Genomic DNA, 16,068 nt, shown 5'->3' on the forward strand with positions numbered 1-16,068 from the left:
TCACGCGTTCGGCAGGTTGCGGGCGAGTGCTTCCAGCACCGCCATGCGTACTGCCACTCCCATTTCGACTTGTTCGCGGATCAGTGACTGCGCGCCGTCGGCGACGAAGGTGTCGATCTCGACGCCGCGGTTCATCGGGCCCGGATGCATCACCAGCGCGTCGGGCTTGGCGTAGCCGAGCTTCTTCTTGTCGAGGCCGAAATAGTTGAAATACTCGGCCGAGGACGGGACGAAGGAGCCGTTCATGCGCTCGCGCTGCAGCCGCAGCATCATCACGATGTCGGCGCCGTTCAGGCCCTCGCGCATGTCGCGCGCGACCTCGACGCCCATCCGCTCGATGCCCGGCGGCAACAGGGTGGAGGGGCCGACCACGCGGACACGAGCGCCCATGGTGTTGAGCAGCAGGATGTTGGAGCGCGCCACGCGCGAGTGCAGCACGTCGCCGCAGATCGCGATCGTGAGCCCCTCGATCCGGCCCTTGTTGCGGCGGATGGTCAGGGCGTCGAGCAGCGCCTGGGTCGGATGCTCATGGCTGCCGTCGCCGGCATTGATCACGGAGCCGTCAACCTTGCGCGCGAGCAGCTCGACCGCGCCGGAGGCGTGGTGGCGCACCACCAGGATGTCGGGGTGCATCGCGTTGAGCGTCACCGCGGTGTCCATCAAGGTCTCGCCCTTGCGGGTGGACATCGACGACACCGACATGTTCATGACGTCGGCGCCAAGCCGCTTTCCGGCGATCTCGAACGAGGATTGGGTCCGCGTCGAGGCCTCGAAGAACAGGTTGACCTGGGTACGGCCGCGCAACGAGGCGCGTTTCTTGTCGACCTGGCGGTTGAGCTCGACATACTCCTCGGAGAGGTCGAGCAGGCCCGTGATGTCGTCAGCGGAAAGGCCCTCGATGCCCAGCAGATGCCGGTGACCGAGGACGAAAGTCGATTTCAATGATGGGGTCATTAAAGCCAGAGCTATAGGCGCGGATGGCCCGAGGGGCAAGCGCGAAGAGGGGTGATGGAAGTTATCCCCATCTGCAGGACGAGGAGATCGATCGGCGGACGGCCGGGCGCTGTCGACCGGGCGCTCCAGGTGTCCCTGCCGTCTTTCGGGAACACAGATGTGGATCGCCAGGACAATGGGTGAGCTATACCGAATGCTGTCCCGGCCACGAAGATGGAGCGAGAACTCGTGAAAATTGTCGTGATTGGCGCTGCTGTCGTGATCTGGATTTCACCGGCCATTGCGCAGGGCCTGCCCGGCGGCTTCGTGTTCCTTCGTGACATCGATCCGTCGATTATCCAGGACATCCGCTACGCCACCTCGAACAACTTCATGGGCAGGCCGATCGCGGGCTATGGCGCCGGTGAATGCGTGGTGAAGCGGGAGGTTGGGCTTCGCCTCAAGGCGGTGCAGCAGGAACTCGCGCGGCGAAATCTCTCGCTCAAGATGTTCGACTGCTACCGGCCGGCCCGCGCGGTCGCCGACATGGTCGCGTGGTCGAGGAGCGGCAGGGAAACCGCCGCCGAGCGACGCTATAATCCGGCCGTCTCCAAGGCCGACCTGTTCCGCCTCGGCTACATCGCGACCCATTCGGGGCACTCCACCGGGGCTGCCCTCGATCTCACTTTGGTCGATCTCACCGCCGGCAATTCCGGCAAATTCGACCCCGTGCGCAACTACGCCGACTGTACCGCTCCGGTGGCGGAGCGGGCGCCGGAAGGAAGCGTCGACATGGGCACCGGCTATGACTGCTCCGATGCAAAGGGTCATACCGCAGCAAGGTCGATCACGCCGGAGCAGCGACGATGGCGGAACACCCTGCTGGCGGCGATGACGAGGCAGGGATTTGTGAACTATTCGAAGGAATGGTGGCACTTTTCGCTGCCGGGGGCGGGCGGACACGCCTATGATTTTCCGATACGTTCGCACCGCAATTGAGTCCTGACCGGTTCGAGACACACCCATGACGCAGGCTTCATTTGCCACCCACGAGGTGCTGAACCAGTCGCCCCCATTCGAGGATATCGACCTGTTCGCGGTCGATGCCCCGCTGGCAGCGGCGGTCGCGGCCAATGGCGGGGCGACGGCGACGGCCGAGCTGTCGGAGTTCGGCAAGCATTGGGGTTCCGCCGCGATGGCGGAACGCGGGCGCCTCGCCAACGAGAACACGCCAAAACTGCGTCTGTTCGATTCCAGGGGCAATCGCCGCGACACGGTCGAGTTTCATCCGGCCTATCACGAGCTGATGGCGCATTCGGCGCATGCCGGCGTGCACAATTCGACCTGGACCGCCCAGGGCAAGCCGGCCGGCGGGGCGGCCGAGGTGGTGCGCGCGGCGAAGTTCTACATGGCCTCTCAGGTCGAGACCGGCCATCTCTGCCCGATCACGATGACCCGCGCCTCGGTCGCGGCGCTTGCCGCGCAGCCGGAGATTCTGGCGAAGACCATGCCGGTGATCGGCACGCGCTCCTACGACCCCGGCTTTGCGCCGTGGTGGACCAAGCGCGGCATGACGCTCGGCATGGGCATGACCGAGAAGCAGGGCGGTACCGACGTGCGCGCCAACACGACGCGGGCGGAACGCGACGGCAATACCTACCGCATCACCGGTCACAAATGGTTCATGTCGGCGCCGATGTGCGACGCGTTCCTGGTGCTGGCGCAGGCCAAGGACGGCTTGAGCTGCTTCTTCATGCCGCGCTTCGCGCCTGATGGCTCGGTCAACGCGGTCCACTTCCAGCGGTTGAAGGACAAGCTCGGCAACCGCTCCAATGCGTCGTCGGAAGTGGAATTCCACGGCGCCCATGCCGAGCTGATCGGCGAGGAGGGCAAGGGCATCCGCACCATCATCCAGATGGTGCAATTGACGCGGCAGGATTGCGCGATTGCGTCCGCGGGCCTGATGCGCTCGGGGCTTGCGCATGCGCTGCATCACGCCCGGCACCGCAGCGTGTTCCAGAAGCATCTCGCCGATCAGCCGTTGATGCAGGCGGTGCTGTCGGACATGGCGCTGCATGTCGAGGCGTCGGTCGCGTTGGTGATGCGGCTCTGCCGCGCCTTCGACCGCGCGCCCGGCGATGCGGGCGAGGCCGCCTACATGCGGCTGCTGACGCCCGCGATCAAATACTGGATATGCAAGAGCGCGCCTGCGTTCCTCTACGAGGCGATGGAGTGCCTCGGCGGCAATGGCTATGTCGAGGAGGGGATCCTCGCGCGTCACTACCGGGAGGCGCCGGTTAACGCGATCTGGGAAGGTTCCGGCAATGTGATGTGCCTCGACGTGTTGCGCGCCCTTGGCCGCGAGGCCGATGCCGCGCTGGCGGTGCTGCGCGCGCTGGCCGACGACACCAAGGGCCTGCCCGGCGCTGGCGAAACGGTCGCGTTGGTCGGCGAGGCGTTCCGCCGGGCCGACAGCGAGCGCGTGGCGCGGCTTGCGGTCGAGAAGCTCGCGCTGCTTGCGGCGACCGCGGCGCTGAACCAGATCGCGCCTGACCATGCCGACCTGTTCGCGGCCACGCGGCTCGCCGGAAATCATCCCGGCATGTACGGTGCGGTCGACCTGTCCGACCAGGACCAGCGCGCGCTGCTCGCGCGCGCACTGCCATGAAAGCCCGCTGATGGACGCAATCAATCCCGAACTGCCGCCTGCGGCGATTGAGCCGCCGGCGCGCCCGCCACGGGTCTGGAAATTCTGGGGCACGGCGCTCTGGGGGCTCGTGATCTTCGCCGCGATGTTCCTCGGCCAGCTCGCCGTGATCATCTATTATGTGATCAAGCAGGGTGGTCCGCTGTCCGCGACGGGCATCACCCATGTGGTCGCCGACGGCGTGACGATCGCGCTCTCGGTGATGGCAGGCCTGCCGATGGTGCTGCTGGCGCTATGGGTCGCGATCCGTCCCACGCGGATCTCGTTCGCCGATTATCTCGGATTGCGCTGGACCTCGTGGCGCAATGTCGTCGTCGGCGTCATCGCGCTTGTCGTGGTGATCGGCGGCTGGGACATGATGTCCCGCGCCGCCGGCCGCAACGTGTTGCCCGGTTTCATGGGGGATGTGCTGAAGTCGGCACAGGCCGAAGGCGCGCTCTGGCTGCTGGTGCTCGCCTTCGCAGTTGCCGCGCCGATCTGGGAGGAGCTGTTCGCGCGCGGTTGGCTGTATCGCGGTTGGTCGGAATCCCGTCTCGGCCCCTATGGCGCGATCCTGCTGTCAGCGCTGGTGTGGACCATGATGCATCTCCAGTATGACTGGTACTTCCTCTGCGAGGTGCTGTCGATCGGGCTGCTGTTCGGCTATCTGCGCTTTCGCACCGGTTCGGTTTGGCTGACCATCGTGCTGCACGGGCTGAACAACCTGGCGGCGACGATCCAGACCTGGTGGTTGACCGGCTGAGCGGGGTGGCAAGCCGCTCCTGCCGCCGTCGGCCCATCGGTTCATTGGGTTAGAAGCGACGCCGCTCGGGACCTTGTGCATCGCTTCCGTCCGGCGACGCGGCATGCAGGAGCCCCGCATCTGACGAATGGACGCCCATGCATGTTGGGCTCCGGCGTGCTACAAACTGGTTTCCGGCATCATTGGCTGATCGTCATGCGCGATGGACAACCAAGTCAGACGGCGCGGCGCGCGGCTGCTTATCGCGCCATTCACCAAACGTTAGAAGGCGGATCGATCTTCAGGGATCAGTTTGCGCTGAGGATATTGGACGAAGAGACGGCCGCCGCCTTGAATGAAATCGCGACAGACGATTCGGTGCGGCCAATGCGCTTATTCATCGCCGCACGAAGCCGGTTCTCGGAGGAGACGATAGCAAGTTGCGTCGCCAATGGCGTGCGCCAGGTCGTGGTGCTGGGGGCGGGCCTGGATACGTTCTCGTTGCGAAATCCGTTTGCTGCTCTGGGACTTCGCGTCTTTGAAGTCGACCACCCGGCAACTCAAACGTGGAAGCGCGATCGGATAAGGGCCGCGGGCCTCTCGGAGCCGCCATCGCTTGTCTTCGCACCGATCGATTTTGAGCGAGAAAGTCTCGCCACAGGTCTGGCAAGGGCCGGCTTCAATTTAGACGCACCGGCTTTTTTCCAATGGCTCGGCGTGGTGCCATATCTCACGAAGGATGCAGTCTCATCCACCATCAAGTTCATGTCCGACTTGCCGGAAGCTGCCGCAGTTTTCGACTATGCAGAGCCATTTCAGAACTACCCCGCCGAGCGCCGCGCCAGCATTATGGCAACGGCCGAAAGAGCGGCGGCGCGGGGTGAGCCTTGGCTCGGTCTCTTCGAGCCTGCCGAACTGCACGGGTTGCTGCGCGGCGTGGGCTTTGGGGCAATAGAAGATCTCGGCGCCTCCGAGATCGCCAAGCGCTTCTACGGCGCCTTGGGGCGAGACATCGCGCTCGGACCCGGTCCCCATATAGTGCGGGCGGCGACGGGGGGCGCTTGATGTCCCGGTTCGCATTTGACCCAGTGGTGGTTGAACCCGAACGGGGCTAACATCCGAGAGTACTGCACGGCAATCCTATTTGGGTCCGTTTGCGCCGGCTCGTGGTGAGGAGGGGTCCTTGGCTCGCGAACACCTCTTGCGACGGCTCGTTGCGGTTTTTGCTGCCGACGTAGCCGGTTACAGCCGCCTGACTGGCGCGGACGAAGAAGGCACTCATGTCAGACTCAGGGAGCATCTGCAGGGCGTGTTTGTCCCGAACATTGCTGCGCATCGTGGGACTATAGTCAAGAACACGGGTGACGGGGTGCTGGCCGAGTTTGACAGCGTTGTCGATGCTGTCCGCTGCGCCCTCGATGTTCAGCGCGGGATGGCGGTGCGCAATGCGGCCGTGCCGCCCAATCAACGGATTGAATTCAGGATCGGGATCAATGTCGGCGACATCATCAAGGATGCCGGCGACATCTTCGGGGACGTTGTCAACGTGGCGGTGCGTCTCGAAGCCGTCGCGGAGCCCGGCGGTATCTGTCTTTCCGACGATGCTCACCGACACGTCCGAGATAAACTCGATATCTCCTGTGATGATGGCGGCGAACATAGATTAAAAAACATTGCACGCCCTGTCCGAGTTTTCAGGATTAGGGATGGCGGCATCGCAGTGCGCCAAAGGCCGGCCTTGGCATTGCCGGACAAGCCGTCCATCGCCGTCCTGCCTTTCCAAAATCTCAGTACAGACCCGGAGCAAGAGTACTTCGCCGACGGCATCGTGGAAGACATCACGATGGCGCTGTCGCGGTTTCGCTGGCTGTTTGTGATCGCAAGGAACTCGAGCTTCACTTACAGGGGGCGCGCCGTTGATGTGAAGCAGGTCGGCCGCGAGTTAGGGGTTCGCTACGTCATGGAAGGCAGCATTCGCAAGGCCGACGCTCGGGTTCGCATCTCGAGTCATCTTGTTGACGCGAATACCGGGGCGCATCTCTGGGCAGATCACTTCGATGGAACGCTGGAGGATATGTTTGATCTTCAGGACCGAGTGACGGTCAGTGTCGTTGGTGCGATTGCGCCGAAGCTGCAGCATGCGGAGATCAAGCGGGCTCTACGGAAGCCGATCGAAAATCTGGACGCATACGATCGCTATCTGCGCGGGCTCGCGTGTATTCATCGGTGGACGAGGGATGGAGATGACGAGGGGCTCGAGCATTTTAGAGCGGCGATCGAGCTCGAACCGGGCCTTGCCGCAGCTTACGGTCTGGCAGCATGGTGCTATGTGCGCCGCAAGGCTCATGGTTGGATGACCGACGCAACCCGGGAAGGCAACGAGGCGACGCGACTGGCGCGTACGGCGGTGCTTATTGGCAGGGATGACCCGGTGGCGATGTGCTTGGGTGGATACGCACTTGCCTTTATCGATCACGAGTTCGACGATGCTGCAGCCTTCATGGATCAGGGGCTCGCGATCAATCCCAACTATGCGTCAGCCTGGATGCTGAGTGCCTGGCTCAGGGTGTGGAGAGGAGAACCGGATCTCGCGATTGACCATGCCGCACGCGCGCGGCGCTTGAGCCCGCTCGATCCATCGATGTTTGGCGTTTACGCGGCAGCCGCTTGTGCGCATCTCCTGGCGCGCCGCTATGACGAGGCGTCATCGCTGGCTGACCAGGCCACGCGCGACCTTCCGAGCTTCTTGCTGGGTATTTGTATCTCCGCCGCCAGCAAAGCGCTCGGGGGACGACTTGACGAAGCGCAAAGAGCCATTTCGCCGGCATTCGAGTCCGATCCCGACTTGCGGCTCTCCAGTCTCAAACGCCTGGTGCCGTTCCGGCGGCCAGAAGACTTTGCCATGTTTGCGAATGGCCTTAGCCGGGCGGGGCTGCCGGATTGAGGTCTCCTTGTATGGTGACCGGAAGCGGCAAGGCGAGAACGTGGGATCACGTCCGGTCCACGGCAGCGAATGCCCAGGTCCGGCCTTTCCCCCGCAGCAGCGCCTGGTTGATCCAAACCATTCCGAACGGCTCGAGCAGACGCGACCTCCTGATGTCGCCAGCGTCGAGCGGCTCGAAACCCAAATCTGTCAACACGGTCGCGACCGCAGCCTTCGCCTGTGCGTTGTCGCCGGCCATGAACATCACCGGCTTGTGCGGCATGCTGGCATTGTTTGCCATGATCTCCGCGCCGACCTGATTGAGCGTCTTCACCACGTGCGCGCCCGGCAGCCAGCCGGCCACGATTTCGCCGCCGCTGGTGGTATGGCCCAGCGCGAGGTCGAGAACGCCACCGATCATCGCCAGCGGATTCATGCAATCGATCACGATCTTGCCGGAAAGATCGCCGAGAGCCTTGACGGCAGCTTCGGCAACGTCCCATGGCAGCGCCAGAATGACGAGCTCGGCGGACTTGGCAGCTTCTGCCGGTGACGCTAGCTCTGCACCGACATCGGCGGCAAGGTCTTGCGTGGCCATATCGGTGATGTCACGCGCCCCAAGAATGACAGTGTGCGAGTGCGAGGATTTTTGAAGTCCGCGCGCGAGGGCGCTCCCGACAGTACCGGTCCCAATGATCGCTATTTTCATGGCACGATATTCCCTTTTCCTGATGCCAATTGACAAACGAGATCGGGGAAACAATTCCGCTGGAAATGGTCGTGCCCGCGAACGCCCGGTGCTCGAGCCGATGCGACAATTCCGCGATTATGCGCGCCAAAGCCGACCGCAGCAATCGCGATCGCGGCCGGGATCGCCCGCAGCGCAATGATCTGAGCGGGCAGTGCGCCTCGCCGCCCGTCCAACGGGCTGGCGCATAGGCCGATGGGCAGGTCGGCACGGCCGAATTCAGGTTTCGAGAAGTTGAATCCGTGATACGCTACACTTTAGGATGGTATTCCCATCTCAGCTTTCGGGAGGACACAGCTATGAAGGCCTCGTCACTCTTCGTCACGCATTTCGCCGTCGCTGCCTTATCGATTGTACCACTGTGCGGTTCAAGCGGCGCAGCATGGTCACAAACCGCAACATCGCAGGCCCGCTCCACGCGTCCGCTTCCCGGTATCCAGGTCGACGCCCCAGGAGCTCAACGCGCCAAGCATCAAAGGCTGATGCAACACGCGGTGGCCAGCAACGCTGCATCGCCTCGAATGTGGCCAAGCGGGTCAAGCATGAGGTCGGGTGACCGCCCGTGGATTGGATGCTCGTCGTCTGCCGGGGCCTATGCGTACACCGGTTGCAGAAACATTGGGCCCGGCGGCGTGCCCTTCAAGACCTATAATGAGTGCACCGAAAATGCATTGAAGTATGGTTGGAGAACCACTGAAGGCTACTGGTACTGCTCGACGCTGGCGCTGAAGGAGTAGACCACCAGGCCTGGGCAAACTCCGTTAAAGCCCGACCGCCGCGATCGCGATCGGCATCGTGATCGCCGCCAGGATGGTCTGCAGCGTGATGATCTGAGCAAGCAGCGGCGCATCGCCGCCCAACTGGCGGGCCATCACATAGGCGGAGGGCGAGGTCGGCACTGCGGCACAGGCGGTGACGATTGCAAGGCTCGAGCCGCCGAGGCCGAACCACAACCCGAGTGCGACAGCGAGCGCTGGCATCAGCACCAGCTTCAGCACCAGCGCGACGCTCGCGGCGAGGCTGGGGCGGAACATGCCTTCGAGGTGCAATCCCGCGCCGGTCACGAGCAGGCCGATCGCGAGCGACGAGCCGCCGAGTGCGTTGGCGACCTCGTGCCAGATCTTGGGCAACGGGATGTGCGCCACATTGATGGCAAGACCGATCACGCAGGCCCAGATCAGCGGGTTCCTCACGACCGTCATCACGATCGCGCCCGCCGACTGCTTCTGCGGCGAGGCATAGTGCGCCAACACGGCGACGCTGAAGACGTTGACCAGCGGAATGATCGCGACCATCGCCACCGATGCCAGCGCGAGACCAACGCTGCCGAAGAGATTGCCTGACACCGACAGCGCGACATAGGTCTGCCAACGGATCGCGCCCTGGAAGATCGAAGTGAAGGCCGGGCCGTCGACACCGGCGCGGGCAAGGGGCGTGCGCAGCGCAAGACACAACAGCGACATTGCGAGCGCCGACAACAGCAGCGCGCCGCCGACGCCCGCGATCGGCACCCGTGTCAAATCCGCCTTCACCAGCGTCTGCACCAGCAGCACCGGAAACAGCACGTAGTAGGTCAGCCGCTCCAGGCCGTGCCACTGCGTATCAATTGGCATCAGCGTCCGCTTCAGCGCGAAGCCGAGCACGATCAGCAGAAACACCGGCAACAGCGCTGCGATCACCACGGCCATGGTCAGCGATCCCGGCGCAGCTTCGCCAGCCGGTCCAGCGCGCCCTGCAGGATGAAGATTGCGGCGTGCTCGTCGATCACCTCGGCGCGTCGGCTGCGGCTGACATCCATCCCGATCAGCTCGCGCTCGACCGCTGCGGTCGAGAGCCGCTCGTCCCACAGCGCAATGGCAAGCGGGGTGAGGCCGGCGAGGTTACGGGCAAAGGCCCGGGTCGATTGCGCGCGCGGGCCTTCGCTGCCGTCCATGTTGATCGGCAGGCCCAGCACGAAGCCGACCGCGTTGCGCTCGGCCGCGATCACCAGCAGCCGCGCCGCGTCGGCCTTGAAGGCTTTGCGCTGGATGGTCTCGACGCCGGTCGCGAGCCGCCGGTCCGGATCGGAGACGGCAACGCCGATGGTCTTGGTGCCGAGGTCGAGGCCAACAAGCGCGCCGCGCTCGGGCCAGTGCGGTGCTGCATCGGTCAGGGGAAGGATAGGGGCGGGCATGGCCTTGCGCATAGCACCGCAGCCGCAGGAGCGCAAAGTTCGCCTTCACCTCTCCCAATGGGAGAGGTCTCAACGTGCAGCTTGCATTATGCGGCGATCACGCGGTCGTCGCCGGCAAGGCAGGCGGCCAGTCCCTGCAGCGCGCTGGACTGGTGCGCGGTGCGGCGCTGGACGAACAGCGTCTCGACATGGGCATGCTGCGGGCTGAGCTTGTGGATTTTGATGTCACTTCTCACATGGCCGCGCTCGACGACGGCGCGCGGTAGCATGGTCACACCCATGTCAGCAGCGACGCAGCCGATCATGCCGTCGAGCGTGCCGAGCTCGAAGCGCGCGGCCGACGGCCAGCCGAATTCGGTGAAAACCTGTTCGAGCCGCTGCCGGTAGGTGCAGCCGGTGCGGAACACCAGCGCAGTCGGCCCGGATTCCGGCGTCCCCGCGCGCAGTTCGGCCAGGCTCTTCCAGCGCCGCGCGGTGACGAGCACGAGCTCTTCGCGGAAGGCCGCCGTCGCGGTGAGCTCGGCGTGCTCGATCGGGCCGGCGACAAAGGCGCCGTCGAGTGAACCGTCGAGCACGGCCGCCACGAGATCGGCGGTCGGGCTGGTTCGCAGTGTCAGGCGTACAGCGGGATAGCGGCGATGAAATTCGGCCAGCAGCGCGGGCAGCCGCACGGCGGCCGTTGTCTCCATCGAGCCGATCGACAATGGACCCTTGGGCTCGCCATCGTCGCGCGCGGCCAGCACCGCTTCACGTGTCAGCGCCGCCATGCGTTGAGCGTAAGGCAACAATCTGCGGCCGGCGCCGGTCAGCGTCATGCCGCGGCTGTGCCGTTCGAACAGCGCAGTGCCGATCTCCGCCTCCAGCGCCTTGATCCGCTGGGTGACGTTGGACTGCACCGTGTTGAGCTCCTCAGCGGCGCGCGTGATGCCGCCAAGCCGTGCGACCGCAGAGAAAGTGAGCAGATCAGTCAGTTCCACTGGCGACGCTCCGTTTCATTATGGAGATGGTAGCGTTCTCTCGTATTCATTTTTCAAGAATGTTAGGCCGGCCTACGCTCGCTGTCCAGAATAGGGAGCGAGCGCATGCCGATCAGCACTGAACTGACCGCGCGATTGGGCATCCAGCATCCGGTCCTGCTGGCGCCGATGGACACGATTTCCGGAAGCCGGCTCGTCCGGGCGGTAAGCGAAGCCGGTGGCTTCGGCATTCTCGGGGGCGGCTATGGAGACCGCGACCGGCTTGCGGCGGAGACGGCGAAGCTGAAGGGTTTCGCGCGTCCGTTCGGTATCGGCTTCATCACCTGGAGTTTGGCGAAGCGTCCCGAGCTGCTCGATCTTGCGCTCGAGGCGCGGCCGCATGCCGTCATGCTATCGTTCGGCGATCCCGCGCCGTTCGCGCCGAGCATCAAGGCGGCGGGCGCGCTTTTGATCTGTCAGGTGCAAGCCGAGGACATGGCACGGCCGGCGCTCGACTGCGGCGCCGACATCCTGATCGCGCAGGGGACGGAAGCCGGTGGGCACGGTGCGTCGCGCACGACGGTTGATATCGTGCCGGCGATCGTCGATCTCGCGGCGGGGCGGGTGCCGGTGGTCGCCGCCGGCGGGATTGCGGACGGGCGTGGGCTGGCGGCGATGCTGATGCTCGGCGCTTCGGGCGTGCTGATGGGAACGCGCTTCTATGCGAGTGTCGAGGCTGACGGCGCCGACGAGGCGAAGCGCCGGATTTGCGCCGCAAGGAGCGGCGAGACCGTGCGCGGCGTCGTGTTCGACTGGTCGCGCAAGCTGATGTGGCCGTCGCCATTCACCGCGCGCTCGCTTTCCAACGACCATCTGCGGCGCTGGACCGGCCGCGAGATCGAGCTGATGCAGCGCGCCGATCAGATTGCCGCCGAATATGCCGAGGCGAAGGCTGCCGGCAACTTTGATGTGGCTGCCGTATTTGCCGGCGAGTCCGCCGGCCTGATCCATGATATTCCACCCGCGGCCGAGATCGTCGGTCGCATCATCGCCGAGGCCGAGCAGTCGCTGCAGGGTCGGCGCAACTCTCTTCCTTCTCCCCTTGTGGGAGAAGGTGGCGCGGACAAAGTACGCGCCGGATGAGGGGTCTGTTTCCGCGGAGGCAGACCCCTCACCCGGCGCCTTCGGCGCCACCCTCTCCCACAAGGGGAGAGGGTACTTCCCCATCAGCCGAGCAATAAGACACACCATGTGGCCGGATCGTCGTATCATCGACCTCTTCAAGACCGAATTCCCGATCGTGCTGGCACCGATGGCGGGCGTGATGGACGCCGAGCTGGTGATTGCCGTGTCGCAGGGCGGCGGGCTCGGCTCGCTGCCGTCCGCGATGCTGTCGGCGGACAAGGCGCGCGAGCAGGTCAACATCATCCGCCAACGCGTCAACGCGCCGGTCAACATGAACTTCTTCTGCCACAAGGCAGTCGATGCCGATCCCGCCCGCGAGGCGAAGTGGCGGCAGCGGCTCGCGACCTACTATGGTGAATACGGCCTCGATCCGAACGCGCCGGTCAACGCAGCGAACCGCGCGCCCTTCGACGATGCGTTCTGCGCGGTGGTCGAGGAGTTGAAGCCGGAGGTCGTGAGCTTTCATTTCGGCCTGCCGGAGCCGAAGCTGCTGCGGCGGGTGAAAGCCACGGGCGCGGTCGTGATGTCGTCGGCGACGACGGTGAAGGAGGCGATCTGGCTGGAAGAGAACGGTGCCGATGTCGTGATCGCGCAGGGCGCCGAGGCGGGCGGTCACCGCGGCATGTTCCTCACGGACAACATCGCCGAGCAGCCGGGTACGTTTGCGCTGGTGCCGCAGGTGGTCGACGCGGTGAAGCTGCCGGTGATAGCGGCCGGCGGCATCGCCGACGGCCGCGGGATCGCGGCGGCGTTCGCGCTCGGCGCGTCCGGCGTGCAGATCGGCACCGCTTATCTGCGCTGCCCGGAGTCCAAGGTCATTCCGGCCGCGCGGGTGGCGCTGGCGCAGGCGAGCGACGAATCGACCGTCATCACCAACGTGATGACCGGCCGTCCGGCGCGCGGCGTCGCCAACCGGGTGATGCGCGAGGTCGGCCCGATCTCACCAGACGCACCGGCGTTCCCGCATGCGGCCACGGCACTCGGGCCGCTGAAGGTCGCTTCCGAAAAGCAGGGGAAGGTGGAGTTCACCAATCTCTGGGCCGGTCAGGCGGTGCGGATGGGCCGGGATATGCCGGCCGCCGAATTGACGCGCGCGCTGGCCGGCGCTGCGCTGACGCGAATGAGTGCGCTGTCTCAGCTCTGATGCGCGGACTCGTCGCGTTTGATCTCGAGATGCTCGGCGGCGAGCGTGCGATAATGCGCGGCCATTTCCTTGTAGTGTCGTCGGGAAATCGGGTCGGTCGCGCTTTCGGCACGGCGCTCGAACATCTCGGCCTTTTCCTGCAGAACCTTTGCCTGGGACATCGCAGCTCTCGATGGCAGTTCTTGCCTCACTCAGACCAGGCAGGCGACGTAGACGATCGCGATGCCGAGCACCGTCCCGATCGACCAAAGCGCTGGGTCCCAGCCTTCGGGCCGGGGCTTGTTTCCTGGCTTGGACATAACGCGCTCCACATTCTTCAGTTTCCGGGAAGTAGGCGCCGCGAATGTTTCGGGACGACTTCGTCGGGCCGCAAAGTGGTTTCGTCGCGGGGCTTACGGCTGGATATGCCCGGTTTGGCAGGACGTTCCGCCTGATCGTGGGCTAGGAGGCGGATTCCGAGGGCTGCCGCGGTTGCGGTGCAAAACCGGGCTCTGCTATACGGCGGGCTGACCTTTCAGCCTGACCTTTACGCCCTGGGGCTATATATAATGTCCGTCGACGCCACGACCGTCCGCCGCATCGCGCATCTGGCGCGGATCGCGGTCAGCGATGCCGAAGTTCCCCATCTCCAAGGCGAGCTGAACGCGATCCTGGACTTTGTCGAGCAACTGTCGGAAGTGAACGTCGAGGGCGTCGAGCCGATGACCTCGGTGACGCCGATGGAGATGAAGAAGCGCGCCGACGTGGTCAATGACGGCGACATTGCCGATGCGGTCGTCGGAAACGCGCCGGACACGGTGAACCACTTCTTCCTGGTGCCGAAGGTGGTCGAGTAGCTCTTTAATTCGGGAACGACAGTCCGATGTGTCTGCTCTGCGACGACGAGAAGGCCTACAAGGCCTATATGGATTTCCTCGATGCGATGGAGCGGAAGGGGAAGGTCGCCGATCCAAACGAGGCGATGGACGCCGTGCTCGACCATCTCGAGGCGCTTGACGCGGCCCGCGCCAAGGAAAATGCCAAGAGAAATACAAATCCCTGGCAAGACGATCCCGCCAACGACAAGACCTTGTCTCCGTTCTTCTGCAGCCCGATCAATAAATGACCGATTTGACATCGCTGACTATCGCCGAGGCCCGCCAGGGCCTCGCGAACAAGTCCTTCACCGCGCGCGAACTCACCGACGCCCATCTGGCGGCGATGGAAGCTGCGCGCGTGCTCAACGCCTATGTGCTGGAAACGCCGGATCGCGCGCGCGAGATGGCGAAAGCGGCTGACGACAAGATCGCGAAGGGCGAGGGTGGTCCGCTCGCGGGCATTCCGCTCGGCATCAAGGACCTGTTCGCGACCCGCGACATCAGAACCACCGCGTGCTCGAAGATCCTCGGCAACTTCCTGCCGCCCTACGAGTCGACCGTGACCTCGCAGCTCTGGCGCGACGGCGCGGTGCTGCTCGGCAAGCTCAACAACGACGAGTTCGCGATGGGCTCGTCGAACGAGACCTCATGCTTCGGCCCGGTCACCAATCCGTGGCGGCGCGAGGGCTCCAACACCACGCTGGTGCCGGGCGGCTCGTCCGGCGGCTCGGCTTCGGCGGTGGCGGCCTTGCTGTGCATGGGCGCGACCGCGACCGACACCGGCGGCTCGATCCGTCAGCCGGCGGCATTCACCGCGACCGTCGGCATCAAGCCGACCTATGGCCGCTGCTCGCGCTGGGGCATCGTGGCGTTCGCATCCTCGCTGGACCAGGCCGGCCCGATCGCGCGCAGCGTCCGCGACGCCGCGATCCTGATGCGCTCGATGGCGGGCCACGATCCCAAGGACACCACGTCGGTCGACGTCGCTGTGCCGGATTACGAGGCCGCGATCGGCAAGTCGGTGAAGGGCATGAGGATCGGCATCCCGAAGGAGTATCGCCTCGACGGCATGCCGGCCGAGATCGAGAAGCTCTGGAGTGAGGGCGCCAAGTGGTTGAAGGCGGCCGGTGCCGAGCTCGTCGAGGTGTCGCTGCCGCACACCAAATACGCGCTGCCGGCCTATTACATCGTCGCGCCCGCCGAAGCCTCGTCGAACCTCGCGCGTTACGACGGCGTGCGCTACGGCCTGCGCGTGCCGGGTCGCGGCGTCACCGAGATGTATGAGGGCACCCGCGCCGAAGGCTTCGGCGCCGAGGTGCGCCGCCGCGTGCTGATCGGCACCTATGTGCTGTCGGCCGGCTATTACGATGCCTATTATCTGCGCGCGCAAAAGGTGCGTACGCTGATCAAGAGGGATTTCGAGGATTGCTTCGCCAAGGGCGTGAACGCGATCCTCACGCCGGCAACGCCCTCGGCGGCATTCGGGATCGCCGAGAAGGCCGGCGCCGATCCGGTCGAGATGTATCTCAACGACATCTTCACAGTGACCGTGAACATGGCGGGGCTGCCGGGCATCGCCGTCCCCGCCGGCAAGGATGCGCAAGGGTTGCCGCTCGGCCTGCAATTGATCGGCCGTCCGTTCGACGAGGAGACGCTGTTCTCGCTCGGTGAGGTGATCGAGCAGGCTGCAGGCCGCTTCACACCGGCGAAATGGTGGTGAG

16 protein-coding genes are annotated in these 16,068 nt (G+C 64.7%); 10 read left to right on the plus strand and 6 right to left on the minus strand.

Going from position 1 to position 16,068, the window contains the following annotated elements; all coding sequences use genetic code 11:
- On the minus strand, positions 1-954 hold the full coding sequence (locus P6U25_RS16115) for an aspartate carbamoyltransferase catalytic subunit (RefSeq protein ID WP_407152111.1): 954 nt from the start codon (positions 952-954) through the stop codon (positions 1-3).
- A gap of 213 nt (positions 955-1,167) precedes the next feature.
- Here P6U25_RS16115 and P6U25_RS16120 point away from each other — a divergent pair, with 213 nt between their 5' ends.
- The 5 genes from P6U25_RS16120 to P6U25_RS16140 all read left to right on the plus strand — a co-directional run bounded on the left by P6U25_RS16120 (position 1,168) and on the right by P6U25_RS16140 (position 7,305).
- Positions 1,168-1,932, plus strand: coding sequence for a M15 family metallopeptidase (locus P6U25_RS16120; RefSeq protein WP_407152112.1), 765 nt, complete (start codon positions 1,168-1,170; stop codon positions 1,930-1,932).
- A gap of 25 nt (positions 1,933-1,957) precedes the next feature.
- Entirely contained in the window at positions 1,958-3,601 is a 1,644-nt protein-coding gene (locus tag P6U25_RS16125) for an acyl-CoA dehydrogenase family protein (RefSeq protein ID WP_407152113.1), read from the plus strand.
- A 10-nt stretch (positions 3,602-3,611) separates the two neighbouring features.
- Positions 3,612-4,382, plus strand: a complete 771-nt coding sequence (locus tag P6U25_RS16130; protein ID WP_407152114.1) for a CPBP family intramembrane glutamic endopeptidase — start codon at positions 3,612-3,614, stop codon at positions 4,380-4,382.
- Positions 4,383-4,577: 195 nt separating this feature from the next.
- Positions 4,578-5,426, plus strand: a complete 849-nt coding sequence (locus tag P6U25_RS16135; RefSeq protein WP_407152535.1) for a class I SAM-dependent methyltransferase — start codon at positions 4,578-4,580, stop codon at positions 5,424-5,426.
- A gap of 118 nt (positions 5,427-5,544) precedes the next feature.
- Positions 5,545-7,305 (plus strand): adenylate/guanylate cyclase domain-containing protein, encoded by a 1,761-nt coding sequence (locus tag P6U25_RS16140; RefSeq protein WP_407152115.1) that lies wholly within the window; start codon positions 5,545-5,547, stop codon positions 7,303-7,305.
- Between the two features lie 46 nt (positions 7,306-7,351).
- Here P6U25_RS16140 and P6U25_RS16145 read toward each other — a convergent pair whose 3' ends face one another.
- From P6U25_RS16145 to P6U25_RS16160, 4 genes are all read right to left on the minus strand, one after another.
- Complete coding sequence (locus tag P6U25_RS16145) at positions 7,352-7,993, minus strand: NADPH-dependent F420 reductase (RefSeq protein ID WP_407152116.1); 642 nt, start codon at positions 7,991-7,993, stop codon at positions 7,352-7,354.
- Between the two features lie 800 nt (positions 7,994-8,793).
- Positions 8,794-9,720, minus strand: coding sequence for an AEC family transporter (locus tag P6U25_RS16150; RefSeq protein ID WP_407152117.1), 927 nt, complete (start codon positions 9,718-9,720; stop codon positions 8,794-8,796).
- Between the two features lie 2 nt (positions 9,721-9,722).
- The gene (ruvX, locus tag P6U25_RS16155; protein ID WP_407152536.1) at positions 9,723-10,205 is read right to left on the minus strand and encodes a Holliday junction resolvase RuvX; all 483 of its coding nucleotides are present in this window, start codon (positions 10,203-10,205) and stop codon (positions 9,723-9,725) included.
- 86 nt (positions 10,206-10,291) lie between these two features.
- A complete protein-coding gene (locus P6U25_RS16160; protein ID WP_407152118.1) occupies positions 10,292-11,182 on the minus strand; it encodes a LysR substrate-binding domain-containing protein in 891 nt (296 codons plus the stop codon).
- Positions 11,183-11,287: 105 nt separating this feature from the next.
- Between P6U25_RS16160 and P6U25_RS16165 the strand changes: the two genes are divergently transcribed.
- The gene (locus P6U25_RS16165) at positions 11,288-12,304 is read left to right on the plus strand and encodes an NAD(P)H-dependent flavin oxidoreductase (RefSeq protein WP_407152119.1); all 1,017 of its coding nucleotides are present in this window, start codon (positions 11,288-11,290) and stop codon (positions 12,302-12,304) included.
- A gap of 106 nt (positions 12,305-12,410) precedes the next feature.
- Positions 12,411-13,490: an NAD(P)H-dependent flavin oxidoreductase gene (locus P6U25_RS16170; protein WP_407152120.1), complete on the plus strand. Its 1,080-nt coding sequence runs from the start codon at positions 12,411-12,413 to the stop codon at positions 13,488-13,490.
- On the opposite strand, the gene P6U25_RS16175 is transcribed toward P6U25_RS16170, so the two are convergent.
- A complete protein-coding gene (locus P6U25_RS16175; RefSeq protein WP_407152121.1) occupies positions 13,481-13,651 on the minus strand; it encodes a hypothetical protein in 171 nt (56 codons plus the stop codon). The genes P6U25_RS16170 and P6U25_RS16175 overlap by 10 nt on opposite strands.
- 387 nt (positions 13,652-14,038) lie before the next feature.
- Between P6U25_RS16175 and gatC the strand changes: the two genes are divergently transcribed.
- The 3 genes from gatC to gatA are packed head-to-tail and all read left to right on the plus strand — an operon-like array spanning position 14,039 to position 16,067.
- Positions 14,039-14,326 (plus strand): Asp-tRNA(Asn)/Glu-tRNA(Gln) amidotransferase subunit GatC, encoded by a 288-nt coding sequence (gene gatC, locus P6U25_RS16180; RefSeq protein WP_407152122.1) that lies wholly within the window; start codon positions 14,039-14,041, stop codon positions 14,324-14,326.
- Positions 14,327-14,352: 26 nt separating this feature from the next.
- Positions 14,353-14,595, plus strand: coding sequence for a hypothetical protein (locus P6U25_RS16185; RefSeq protein WP_407152123.1), 243 nt, complete (start codon positions 14,353-14,355; stop codon positions 14,593-14,595).
- On the plus strand, positions 14,592-16,067 hold the full coding sequence (gene gatA, locus P6U25_RS16190) for an Asp-tRNA(Asn)/Glu-tRNA(Gln) amidotransferase subunit GatA (protein WP_407152124.1): 1,476 nt from the start codon (positions 14,592-14,594) through the stop codon (positions 16,065-16,067). Before P6U25_RS16185 ends, gatA begins: the two co-directional genes overlap by 4 nt.
- Position 16,068 lies beyond the last annotated feature (1 nt).

Source organism: Bradyrhizobium sp. ORS 86 (genome assembly GCF_045571475.1).
In the GTDB taxonomy this organism is placed as follows: domain Bacteria; phylum Pseudomonadota; class Alphaproteobacteria; order Rhizobiales; family Xanthobacteraceae; genus Bradyrhizobium.